The sequence below is a fragment of the Novosphingobium sp. HII-3 genome (assembly GCF_002916655.1).
Lineage (GTDB): Bacteria > Pseudomonadota > Alphaproteobacteria > Sphingomonadales > Sphingomonadaceae > Novosphingobium > Novosphingobium panipatense.
The window spans coordinates 1-9,037 of the sequence record NZ_PPSM01000051.1; the positions used below are offsets into that span (position 1 = coordinate 1).

General features: G+C 61.9%; 21 protein-coding genes and 1 tRNA gene. 17 read left to right on the forward strand and 5 right to left on the reverse strand.

All coding sequences use genetic code 11. From position 1 onward, the window contains the following. The 16 genes from C2R25_RS16250 to C2R25_RS16300 form a co-directional block, all read left to right on the forward strand. Nucleotides 1-501: hypothetical protein (locus tag C2R25_RS16250; RefSeq protein WP_233204077.1), on the forward strand; the 501-nt coding region annotated here is incomplete at its 5' end. Beyond that, nucleotides 501-656, forward strand: coding sequence for a hypothetical protein (locus C2R25_RS20525; RefSeq protein ID WP_158250700.1), 156 nt, complete (start codon nt 501-503; stop codon nt 654-656). The genes C2R25_RS16250 and C2R25_RS20525, both read left to right, overlap by 1 nt. Then, on the forward strand, nt 653-889 hold the full coding sequence (locus tag C2R25_RS16255; protein ID WP_103730219.1) for a hypothetical protein: 237 nt from the start codon (nt 653-655) through the stop codon (nt 887-889). Before C2R25_RS20525 ends, C2R25_RS16255 begins: the two co-directional genes overlap by 4 nt. 106 nt (nt 890-995) lie before the next feature. Next, nucleotides 996-1,163 (forward strand): hypothetical protein, encoded by a 168-nt coding sequence (locus C2R25_RS20530; protein ID WP_158250701.1) that lies wholly within the window; start codon nt 996-998, stop codon nt 1,161-1,163. Next, nucleotides 1,160-1,606, forward strand: coding sequence for a hypothetical protein (locus tag C2R25_RS16260; RefSeq protein WP_103730220.1), 447 nt, complete (start codon nt 1,160-1,162; stop codon nt 1,604-1,606). The genes C2R25_RS20530 and C2R25_RS16260 overlap by 4 nt, the downstream gene beginning before the upstream one ends. Before the next feature lie 3 nt (nt 1,607-1,609). Further along, entirely contained in the window at nt 1,610-1,810 is a 201-nt protein-coding gene (locus tag C2R25_RS16265) for a hypothetical protein (RefSeq protein WP_103730221.1), read from the forward strand. Then, complete coding sequence (locus C2R25_RS16270) at nt 1,803-2,123, forward strand: hypothetical protein (protein WP_103730222.1); 321 nt, start codon at nt 1,803-1,805, stop codon at nt 2,121-2,123. The genes C2R25_RS16265 and C2R25_RS16270 overlap by 8 nt, the downstream gene beginning before the upstream one ends. Next, entirely contained in the window at nt 2,120-2,281 is a 162-nt protein-coding gene (locus C2R25_RS20535) for a hypothetical protein (RefSeq protein WP_158250702.1), read from the forward strand. The genes C2R25_RS16270 and C2R25_RS20535 overlap by 4 nt, the downstream gene beginning before the upstream one ends. A gap of 78 nt (nt 2,282-2,359) precedes the next feature. After that, a complete protein-coding gene (locus tag C2R25_RS16275; protein ID WP_103730223.1) occupies nt 2,360-2,782 on the forward strand; it encodes a hypothetical protein in 423 nt (140 codons plus the stop codon). Continuing rightward, complete coding sequence (locus C2R25_RS16280; RefSeq protein WP_103730224.1) at nt 2,782-2,982, forward strand: hypothetical protein; 201 nt, start codon at nt 2,782-2,784, stop codon at nt 2,980-2,982. Before C2R25_RS16275 ends, C2R25_RS16280 begins: the two co-directional genes overlap by 1 nt. Beyond that, complete coding sequence (locus tag C2R25_RS16285) at nt 2,979-3,620, forward strand: hypothetical protein (protein WP_103730225.1); 642 nt, start codon at nt 2,979-2,981, stop codon at nt 3,618-3,620. The genes C2R25_RS16280 and C2R25_RS16285 overlap by 4 nt, the downstream gene beginning before the upstream one ends. A gap of 159 nt (nt 3,621-3,779) precedes the next feature. Continuing rightward, nucleotides 3,780-4,052 (forward strand): hypothetical protein, encoded by a 273-nt coding sequence (locus C2R25_RS16290; RefSeq protein ID WP_103730226.1) that lies wholly within the window; start codon nt 3,780-3,782, stop codon nt 4,050-4,052. Then, entirely contained in the window at nt 4,039-4,200 is a 162-nt protein-coding gene (locus C2R25_RS20540; RefSeq protein WP_158250703.1) for a hypothetical protein, read from the forward strand. The genes C2R25_RS16290 and C2R25_RS20540 overlap by 14 nt, the downstream gene beginning before the upstream one ends. Beyond that, nucleotides 4,197-4,832, forward strand: coding sequence for a hypothetical protein (locus C2R25_RS16295; protein WP_103730227.1), 636 nt, complete (start codon nt 4,197-4,199; stop codon nt 4,830-4,832). The genes C2R25_RS20540 and C2R25_RS16295 overlap by 4 nt, the downstream gene beginning before the upstream one ends. Next, complete coding sequence (locus C2R25_RS20545) at nt 4,829-5,002, forward strand: hypothetical protein (RefSeq protein WP_158250704.1); 174 nt, start codon at nt 4,829-4,831, stop codon at nt 5,000-5,002. The genes C2R25_RS16295 and C2R25_RS20545 overlap by 4 nt, the downstream gene beginning before the upstream one ends. Before the next feature lie 104 nt (nt 5,003-5,106). Further along, nucleotides 5,107-6,066: a tyrosine-type recombinase/integrase gene (locus C2R25_RS16300; protein WP_158250705.1), complete on the forward strand. Its 960-nt coding sequence runs from the start codon at nt 5,107-5,109 to the stop codon at nt 6,064-6,066. Nucleotides 6,067-6,077: 11 nt separating this feature from the next. Here C2R25_RS16300 and C2R25_RS16305 read toward each other — a convergent pair. The 4 genes from C2R25_RS16305 to grxC form a co-directional block, all read right to left on the reverse strand. After that, nucleotides 6,078-6,154 (reverse strand) — tRNA-Arg (locus C2R25_RS16305). Nucleotides 6,155-6,193: 39 nt separating this feature from the next. Beyond that, a complete protein-coding gene (locus tag C2R25_RS16310) occupies nt 6,194-6,691 on the reverse strand; it encodes a DUF1178 family protein (protein ID WP_103730229.1) in 498 nt (165 codons plus the stop codon). A gap of 7 nt (nt 6,692-6,698) precedes the next feature. Beyond that, the gene (locus C2R25_RS16315; protein WP_103730230.1) at nt 6,699-7,526 is read right to left on the reverse strand and encodes a carbon-nitrogen hydrolase family protein; all 828 of its coding nucleotides are present in this window, start codon (nt 7,524-7,526) and stop codon (nt 6,699-6,701) included. A 4-nt stretch (nt 7,527-7,530) separates the two neighbouring features. After that, on the reverse strand, nt 7,531-7,794 hold the full coding sequence (gene grxC / locus C2R25_RS16320; RefSeq protein WP_103730231.1) for a glutaredoxin 3: 264 nt from the start codon (nt 7,792-7,794) through the stop codon (nt 7,531-7,533). A 150-nt stretch (nt 7,795-7,944) separates the two neighbouring features. Between grxC and C2R25_RS16325 the strand changes: the two genes are divergently transcribed. Next, on the forward strand, nt 7,945-8,412 hold the full coding sequence (locus tag C2R25_RS16325) for an Hsp20 family protein (RefSeq protein ID WP_103730232.1): 468 nt from the start codon (nt 7,945-7,947) through the stop codon (nt 8,410-8,412). Between the two features lie 152 nt (nt 8,413-8,564). On the opposite strand, the gene C2R25_RS16330 is transcribed toward C2R25_RS16325, so the two are convergent. Further along, nucleotides 8,565-8,849, reverse strand: a complete 285-nt coding sequence (locus C2R25_RS16330; RefSeq protein WP_103730233.1) for a hypothetical protein — start codon at nt 8,847-8,849, stop codon at nt 8,565-8,567. Nucleotides 8,850-9,037 lie beyond the last annotated feature (188 nt).

Below are 9,037 nucleotides of genomic sequence, written 5' to 3' on the forward strand. Positions count from 1 at the left end.
GCAGGCGTTCGGAGCGAATGGCTCGTCGCCATAGCGATAATCGTGCCGCCGCCCTCGCCAAGGTGGAGGCGCCCCGTGGTTAATTTGCGCGACCTTGTGCGGCAGTTCACCGCCGCCACCGCCGAAGCCCCCGCCTGGTACGAAGCCCCGGCAGTAGCCCGGTTCATCGACGAGATGGACGTAGACGAGCTGTACCTCTCGCGCCCTATCGTGGTGATGGGAGACGATCAGCTTCACTTCTCCGGCGATGGTCTTGAGGCTCTGCGCGACATGCGCCGGGACTACGTGGACATGCTGTTCGGCTGCACGTTCATGGAAGCGGCTGCACAGGGCCGGCAGTACGAATACCTCGACCTTGAGGCTGAGGTGCCCAGCGTCGATGCCGCGCTTGCCGTCCACTTCGGCCACCCATCCGATTTCGGCGGCGACCCGGACACGGCAACCCGGCGGATGCGCAACGCGGCTCGCTGGCGCGCCGCCCAGGATCGGAGGGCGGCCTGATGTACGCCGAAACCTCCTACGCCGGTACGCCGCTGTTTGGCGAGCGCAATCCGACGCCGACCCATTTTCAACACATCGCAGCATGGCAGGAACGCCGCCGTGTCGCCCAGCGCCAGCGCGAGTGCGTGGCTGCTTATCAGCGGAGGGTATCATGACCGCTCAGATCATCAACTTCCCGATCAATCGCGAACGCTACCGTGGCTGGGCAATCAAGCGCAGCCCGACCGGCATGTTCACGGCTACCTCGCCTGACTTCGGCTACCACGAACTGACGGACGGCTACGGCATCCAGCGCGGCGAACTGCTCGTCGAGTGCGATACTATCGAGCTTCGGGCTCAGATCGATGCAGCCATAGGGCATGCCAAGGTACGGGAGGCCCGCTCATGACGGAGCGTAAGTTCCTTTGGCTTCCGGCCCGCCTCTACAGCCGCGCGCAGAAGCGCATGGTTTGGCGGTGGCTGCGTTCGGTGCTGATTTACTCGGACGCCCAGCCATGACCACCCCGCACCAGCCCGAACGCTGGACCATCTACCGCGACCCCACCCCCAGGAAGCCCGAGGAAAGCTGGGCTGGCTGCTCTGACAAGCACGGCTGCGTCACCGGCGGCACCGAGGATGAGGTGAGGGCGCAGATCGATCGAATTGAGGGAGAAGCGAAGTGACCGACCTTACGACGTTCACCGACGCCGACACGACAGACCATTACGCGGCATCGCTCGGCCCGGAGTACTTCGCGAGCAACCGCCTTGCCGAAGCGATGATGGCGAAGTTCGACGCAGAGCACCTCAAGCCTTTGGTGGACAAGGTGGCCGACGAGTTCCGGGATAAGCTCTGGAGCGATGTTGTCGACTATCTGCTGGCGGACACTGAGCAGAACGTCGCCGGTGCGATCAGGCAGATGGTCGAGCAGACCGTCCAAGCCCTGCTGACCGGCAAGGAGTGGGCGATGAACCGCTATCCCTACGCCGATTACAGCAAGGGTGAGGAAATCCGGGCCGCCGTCGCCAAGCATGGCGGGGATACGCTGCTGGCTCGCCGCGTCGCCGACCTGGAGGCCGAGCTGGAAAAATCCCGGCAGACCATCGAATATCTACGAAGGTATTGAGCCATGAGCATCGAACCGTATCGAGGTTGGCCCATCGAGCATGGCCGCTGGCCTGAGCCCGCCTTTACCGCGACCCACCCTGACTACGATGCCTCATACGAGGGTGAAGAGGATGGCTGGGTCAGCAATGGCCTTCACGTCACCGGCGACACCATCGACGCGATCCGATCCGAAATCGACGAAATGGAGGATGCCAATGGTTGAAGCCATTCCGCTCGCCCTGGATATGTTTCTGGGCTTCGAACAGGGCCTCGACGACGACGGCCATAACCTCGGCCTCGACCTCAAGGTGCGCTTTGAGGACGGCGAGTTCTACATCGACGACGCAATCCTGACTGAACCCTCCACCGGCATCTACTCTGCCCGCAAAGAGGTCGCGCCGAACTGGCTTTGGCGGTTGCTGGAGACGGACACGAACGTCCGCGCCGCTGCCGAGAAGGCTTGGGCAAATCATGAGGAATACCTTGCTGGCGAGGCTGCTGACCTTCGCCGGGCGATGCGGGAGGAGGAGCGATGAGAGAACGCATCAAGCCCCGCTTCTGCCTCACCCCACTCAAGGCCGTGCGCTGGCGCTCACACAGCCGCGCCTATTCCACGACCGCTCGGACACGCTGGAGGATCTATCTCTTCGGCCTGTTTCTGATCGCATCATTGCCCCGCAAGGAGGGTCGCTAACATGACTGATACGCAGAAGAACGCAGCCGTGGAGGCGGTGGCCGATACCAGCGCCAAGGGACTTTGGAGGAAGCTGCCATGATCGACGCGGACAAGCTGAGGGATCGCATCTATGGCGAGTGCTCCAAGCACGGGCGCTATGCCCGCATCGCCCCTTGTTGCCCGCAAGCGCCCGCGACGGGTGGGGAGGATGCGGTTAGGACGGCAGGGCACACCCTCGCGCTGGCCGCTGGTGCGTTGAACGTCGCGACTGATGGGATGGCTGAACTGCGCGATGAACGGGTGGCCGTCCTTGCGGCCTTGAAGGACTGGCAAGCCGCCCTCTCCCCCAGCGCGCCCGAAGCCCCATCGGAGCAGGAGGCGGATCGCAATCTTGAAAGACTGATTGCCGACCTCCGCTCTTATGCGGAGCCGTCCAGCGGGAGCCTTCGCATCGACATGTCCGATGTGAAATCCATCCTCGCTTTATATGACCGCGCCCGCAAGATCGGAGGCGCATAATGAGCGATGCTCTGTTCGACCCCGGCCAATTCCGCGCCATGGTCGCATATCAGATGCGGGCGCGCGGCAAGAGCCAGCACCAAGTCTGCGGCGAGGCGGGCCTAACGCGCGCGACTTTGTGCCGGGTGTTGGCCGGTAAGTCTCCGAGTGTGGAAACCTATCTACGCATCAAGCGGTGGATTGAAGGAGGCGCATCATGAGCCTGTCACATGACACCCTGAAGGTCCTGCACGAGGCGGCGACACCGGGACCATGGGAAACTGACCACGAGCCCGACGATGAGTTCCGCTACCACAACTACTTCATTGGCGCAGACGTAGGCGGAAAGTGGCACACGCTGCTGGACACGGTGAACAGCGATCACAAGCTGATCGAGGACGACCGCGACGAAGACGGCGGCTCGGCTTGGGATGCGATCGGTAAGGCGAACGCTGAACTGCTCTCCTACCTCCGCAACGCCGTCCCCGAAATCCTCACCCTCATCGCTGAACGTGATGCGATGCGCGGGGGCTGGCAGCCGATTGAGACGGCGCCGAAGGATGGGACAGAGGTAATCCTGTCCGGGCCGTACCCTGAAAACGATCAGGGCCTGCCGACAGCCCGGGTGACAGCGGGATTTTGGATAGAGCCCGAAGCTCCCGTCATTGGTGACTGCGGCGGCCCGTGCCGGTGCCCGGAATATGGTGATCCCGCAGAACCGCACTGGGCGACCATGCATGGCGGTTCCGACAGCGGATGGATGAGCACTGACGGCGGGTTCACCACCGAATGGCCACCCACCCACTGGATGCCTCTCCCCGCTGCACCAGCCCTCGGAGGCAACCACCATGGATCGTGAGGCACTGCTGGCGCTGGCAGAGCGCAAACACGCGAAGGCCGATCGCATGTGGGCCAATTGGGCGATGGCCGACCCTCGGCGCCTGCGAAGAGCAAACAGGCTATGGCGTGAGGCGGCATTTCTCCGCGCCCTAGCAGCTACCAGCGAAGGGAGCGCGTCATGACAACGTGGATCAACCACACCGGCAAGTCCGACCGGCTCGCCAAGTACGGCCCCATCGTCCCCATGACGTACAAGGCCCCGCGTGTCTTCCGCCTCTACCGCAAGATGCAGGCTGAGGAAGCGCGCCTTGCCCGCGCCGTGGGCGAGAAGCCGCAGCCGGCAGCGTGGAAGGGGATCGCCATCATCAGCGCCATAACCATCGCGGCCTCTGCCGTGTGGATCGTGACAGGCCCGGACCCTGTGAAGGAGGTAGCACATGAACAGCAGTGAGTTGAACGCGCTGGACCCCGCCATCCTCGCCACCAGCGCAAAGGCGCTCCGGGATGCAGGGCTACTCGGCCAGGCCGAATACCAGCGGATCAAGAACAAGATCGAGGCGCGGGCCTGCCTGCGTCGGTTGAAGGATATCGTGGCGTGACGCAGTTTGATATGTTCGCGCTGATCGAGCCGCCCGCCTCGCCACCGGTATGGCAGCCACGCCCGACACATGAGGTTCAGACACGCGCCTACAGCCACGGCGGCAGGATCACCGTCTACACTGAGGGCGATCCCGAGCCGTTCGAGCTTGAGGTGCGAGGCGTGCCCTGCGTCATATCTTGGAGCGGCGGCTTCTGCACCCATGCGATCAATCCGCCCGGATCGCTGTTCTGGTCCGAGACTGGTTTCCGCAGCTTCGGTGTGCCCGTGCTCGGCACGGACGAGATCGACGCCATCATCTGCGACTACATCGACAAGCCAGCAAAGGCTTATGGGTGCGGCGGAAAGCTTGTTCGCTGGTGGCCCGGCTACGTTTTGCAATGGCGTCAGTCGCTCGGCTTCGAGATCGAAATGACCGCCAAACGGGGGCGTGAGCATGTCTGGGATCAATGGGGGCCGGAAGCGTGGGCCGATCATTGGCACCGGCACGACATGAAACTGCAGGATGCCATGGAAAGAATGGCGGAGGATGGGATCGATCCTAACGATGTCGGTCCGCCGCGTGGTTTCACCGGCAAGTGGCCTAAGTTTGCCATGACCCCACCCATCGACAACGAAGGGGATGATACGTGACGGCGCCCGCTAAGTTCACCCAAGCCGACGTCAGGCGAGCCGCTGCCGGCGTTCAACTGGCGGGGCTGCAGATCGCAAAGATCGTCATAGACCCCAACGGCAAGATCGAGATTATACCCGGCCGCCCGAAGGAAGCAGATCGAACGAACGAATGGTCCGACCTCGATTAAACAAGGCCCTGCCCAAGTATGCCAGCGCGTTCATCGACAACCGCGGAAAGGAGCGAATCCGCCTGCGCCGCACCGGTTGGCAGACGATCTACGTCGCCGCCAGCGTGGGGACGCCGGAGTTCACCGAGGCATACAAAAGCTGGGAGCGTGACGGGAAGATCAAGGTCGGAGCGGCCAAGGTTCGCCCCGGCTCCTTCGACGACCTTATCACCCGCTTCTATCGAAGCACTGAATGGTCGGACCTCAAGACGAGCACCCAGGAAACCTATCGCGGAGAGCTTGAGCGATTCCGTGAGAAGTACGGGGATCGGCAGGCCAGCACCATGACAGCCCGGAACGTCGCAAACCTGATCGCCAGCATGAAGGCAACCCCGAGCGCAGCTAATAACCTTCGCAAAAGGCTCGGCCAACTCTTTGACTTTGCTCAACGTCAGGGAATGAGGAACGACAACCCAGCCCGCGCAGTAAGAGCGCTGAAGACCCGTAAGGGCGGCTTTGCGACCTGGCAGGAAGAGCAGATCGAGATATTCGAGAAGGCCTATCCAATCGGTACGACTGCCCGCCTCGCCTTCGATTTGGCCCTCTACACAGCGCAGCGCAAATCAGACGTTCGCGTCATGGGACCGCAGCACGTGAAGAACGGTTGGATCCGTGTGAAGCAACTAAAGACCGGCGAGATCGTCGATATACCGCTGCACCCCAACCTCGCGCGAAGCATCGCTGCAACGGAAACCGGGCACCTCGCATACATCATCAACAATCGCAACAAGCCATACACTTACGACAGCTTTGGCATGTGGTTTGGGAAGAAGTGCCGGGCCGCTGGCTTGGAGGGTTTCTCCATGCACGGCCTGCGCAAAGCCGCGTCACGCCGCATGGCAGAACTCGGCCTCTCCAATCAGCTCATCAAATCGATCACCGGGCACAAGACCGACAGCGAAGTGAGCCGGTACACCCGCGAGGCAGAGCAGAGAAAGATGGCCGCGCTTGCCATGGAAAGTTTGGCTAGCGCTGGCAAGGATGGTTTGGCTAGCGAGGAAGAAAGTGCCGGAAATGCTGGATAAAATAGGGATTGTGGTGCGCCCGACAGGATTCGAACCTGTGGCCCCCAGATTAGGAATCTGGTGCTCTATCCTGCTGAGCTACGGGCGCACGCCGAGGCCTCCTAGCCGGTGAATACGGGCTTGGCAATCAATTCGCCTTCTCTGGCGTCACGATCGGGAACGGCAGCGGCACAAGGCCGACTCCCTCCTCCAGCAGTTCCCTTGCGTCAGCCGCTGTGGCCTGTCCGTGAATGGCTTCTGCGTCCTGCTCGCCGTAGTGCATGGCACGCGCTTCATCGACGAATTTATCGCCAACGTACCGCGATGACTTCAGCGCCTCAGCCTGCATCGTGGCCAGCGTCTGCAGTAGTTCCACGGCTTGCGGTGGCAGCGCATCACGTGCCGTGGGCTTAGCCAAAGGCGCAGAGGGTGCGGCTTTTGCGGCAGACACTCCGGCCCTCTCGGGCAACTGGTTTCCCTTGCGGGCAAGGCGCGGCGCCTGCACGGCCTTGGCTACATTGGTGGAACCACAGTGGGGACAGGCGACGAACCCTTGCTTCTGCTGCCGCGCATAGTCGCCCGAGGACTTGAACCATCCTTCGAATCGATGCTGCGCGGCACGACATTCAAGGTCATAGACGATCATGACGCGGCTATTTGGCGATAGCGCGCCGATTGGCAAGACTTGGAAGCTGAGAGCGCACCTGCGCGATCCTTGCAGGATCAAGGTCGACAAACCCCAGGGCCGCTCCCCGACCGTCGTCGGCTCCTCCCATGTCAAGCAGCACCTCTCCCCATGGATCCACCGCGAGCGAGTGCCCATAGGTTTCGCGTCCATCTTCATGGAGGCCCACCTGCGCTGCCGACAGGACAAACGCGCTCGCTTCCACCGCACGAGCCCGCTGCAAGAGATGCCAATGCGCGCGCCCGGTAGGGACGGTGAAGGCTGCCGGTATGGCGATGACGTCGCAGCCGGCCTTGCCCAAAGCCTCAAAAAGAGCAGGAAACCGCACATCATAGCAGATGGCAAGTCCAAGCCGGCCAACTGGCGTCTCAACGCTGACCACAGCATCGCCAGCCGTGTAGGCGCTGGATTCCCGCCAGGTCTCTCCCGTCGCCAGATCTACATCGAACATGTGGATCTTGTCGTAGCGGCTGCGTATCTCGCCCTTGTCGTCGATGACGAAGCTTCGATTCGCCCAATTCCCGTCGTCGCGAGCAATGGCAAGCGACCCGACATGAACCCACATCCCGTTGCGCCGCGCTGCTTCGCGAGTAGTGGCGAGGACCGGATCGTCTTCTTCCCTGCGGATCGCGGTCTTGGCACGGTCGCGCTTTCGATCCAGCAGGCCAGACATTTCCGGCGTAAACAGCATCACCGCCCCGCCCGCGCGTGCCCTGCCCACGGCATCGTCGATCGCAGCGGCGTTTGCTGCAGGATCAATGCTCGTCGTCATCTGGAACAAGGCGACGCGCGTCATAAGGTCACAATCCAAGGATCGGGTTAAGCTTGCCGGCCCGATCGAGGGCGTTGATGTCGTCGAAGCCGCCGTAGGCCTTTCCGTTGATCAGGATCTGCGGAACCGTGGTTGCTCCGGGCACCCGCTCCAGCATTTCCGCCCGCTTGGGACCGCCCATCGTGAGGTCGTATTCCTGATAGGAAACGCCCTTCTTGTCCAGCAGCGACTTCGCGGCGACGCAGTAGGGGCAGCCCCACTTGGTGTAGATTTCGATCTTAGGCTGAGTCATGCCAAGCTCCTGTTTCGCAGCCCTTGAAAGGTGGGCGGCTTACCATATCTAGGTATGCAGGTCATGGCCCGCCAAGGGGATGGCCTGAAGAAGGGGCGCCGCGTCGCGGGCCCTTGATAAACGAAGATTGCTCATCGGAGGATTTTTGTCATGAACCGTATCGATTTCTCGCCCTATCGCCGCACGATGGTCGGCTTCGACCGCCTTTTCGACATGATCGAAAATCAGGCACGGGCGACTTCTGGCGATAAGTACCCCCCCTTCAATATCGAACGTCGCGGACAGGATGCTTATCGCATCACACTTGCCGTTGCCGGTTTCAAGCCTGCCGACATCGACATCACAGCACAGGCGAACCTCCTGGTGGTCAAGGGCAACAAGCCCGAAGAAACACCAGAGGGTGAACTGCTGCACGTTGGTATCGCTCAGCGTGGCTTCGAACGTCGTTTCGAATTGGCCGACTACGTGCGTGTCGACGGTGCCGATCTGGCGGACGGCTTGCTCGTCATCGATCTGGTCCGCGAAGTGCCCGAGGCCATGAAGCCGAAGAAGGTGGCGATCGGCGGCAGCAAGCTGACCGTCATTGAAAATGGCGAGGAAAGCAGCGCCGCTGCTTGAAACCTGACGTAAGCTGCTTGCCTCTCCGTCCCTTGAAGCAGGCGGCTCACGATGAAAGGGTGGTCGGAGGAAGATCCGGCCACCCTTTCTCATGGAGCGGCCCTATTTGGCGCGACATGCATCCGCAGCCTGTCAGACAACCGTCCTGCCGATCAGGCGGCCGCTCTTCCTGTTCCTTCAGCGAAGAGGGAGCGCGCCTTGAACTCTCCCGGCACTTCAAGCAGATCAGCGAGCGTTGGAGCGACCATCCGTAGCGAAACGGTCTCTTGCACCTGTGCTGATGCAACTCCAGGGCCTTTAATCCAGAACGCCCCTTCGGGATGATGCTTTCCGCTCCGCAGAGCGTCGAGCGGGTAGAAAATGTCGAAGAAGTCGGCTGACGTCGCGCCGTTCGGTGCGACGACGCGGATGCCCGCCGGAGGCGTCTTCTCGATCATGCATCCGGCATCCAGGCTACTCCCTTTCCGGCGAGCCCACATCGGTTGCCGACCGTCAGTATGTGGAGCGGCGTGCAAAATTGACCCCCTTAGCGGGGTGATCGGCGTCTAAAATTGACCCCCTTCATCTCATCATGAGAAGCGCCGCCGTTTGGGTTCCGGACGGCGGGTACAGGGATGTTGGTTGT

Bases quoted from the DNA above. Each gene is read 5' to 3' on its own strand.
- C2R25_RS16330 (WP_103730233.1), bottom strand. From the start codon at position 8,849: ATGATCGAGAAGACGCCTCCGGCGGGCATCCGCGTCGTCGCACCGAAC.
- C2R25_RS16280 (WP_103730224.1), top strand. From the start codon at position 2,782: ATGAGCGATGCTCTGTTCGACCCCGGCCAATTCCGCGCCATGGTCGCA.
- C2R25_RS20530 (WP_158250701.1), top strand. From the start codon at position 996: ATGACCACCCCGCACCAGCCCGAACGCTGGACCATCTACCGCGACCCC.
- C2R25_RS16265 (WP_103730221.1), top strand. From the start codon at position 1,610: ATGAGCATCGAACCGTATCGAGGTTGGCCCATCGAGCATGGCCGCTGG.
- C2R25_RS16275 (WP_103730223.1), top strand. From the start codon at position 2,360: ATGATCGACGCGGACAAGCTGAGGGATCGCATCTATGGCGAGTGCTCC.
- C2R25_RS16270 (WP_103730222.1), top strand. From the start codon at position 1,803: ATGGTTGAAGCCATTCCGCTCGCCCTGGATATGTTTCTGGGCTTCGAA.
- grxC (WP_103730231.1), bottom strand. From the start codon at position 7,794: ATGACTCAGCCTAAGATCGAAATCTACACCAAGTGGGGCTGCCCCTAC.
- C2R25_RS20535 (WP_158250702.1), top strand. From the start codon at position 2,120: ATGAGAGAACGCATCAAGCCCCGCTTCTGCCTCACCCCACTCAAGGCC.
- C2R25_RS16255 (WP_103730219.1), top strand. From the start codon at position 653: ATGACCGCTCAGATCATCAACTTCCCGATCAATCGCGAACGCTACCGT.
- C2R25_RS16310 (WP_103730229.1), bottom strand. From the start codon at position 6,691: ATGATCGTCTATGACCTTGAATGTCGTGCCGCGCAGCATCGATTCGAA.
- C2R25_RS20525 (WP_158250700.1), top strand. From the start codon at position 501: ATGTACGCCGAAACCTCCTACGCCGGTACGCCGCTGTTTGGCGAGCGC.
- C2R25_RS16285 (WP_103730225.1), top strand. From the start codon at position 2,979: ATGAGCCTGTCACATGACACCCTGAAGGTCCTGCACGAGGCGGCGACA.
- C2R25_RS16290 (WP_103730226.1), top strand. From the start codon at position 3,780: ATGACAACGTGGATCAACCACACCGGCAAGTCCGACCGGCTCGCCAAG.
- C2R25_RS16315 (WP_103730230.1), bottom strand. From the start codon at position 7,526: ATGACGCGCGTCGCCTTGTTCCAGATGACGACGAGCATTGATCCTGCA.
- C2R25_RS20540 (WP_158250703.1), top strand. From the start codon at position 4,039: ATGAACAGCAGTGAGTTGAACGCGCTGGACCCCGCCATCCTCGCCACC.
- C2R25_RS16325 (WP_103730232.1), top strand. From the start codon at position 7,945: ATGAACCGTATCGATTTCTCGCCCTATCGCCGCACGATGGTCGGCTTC.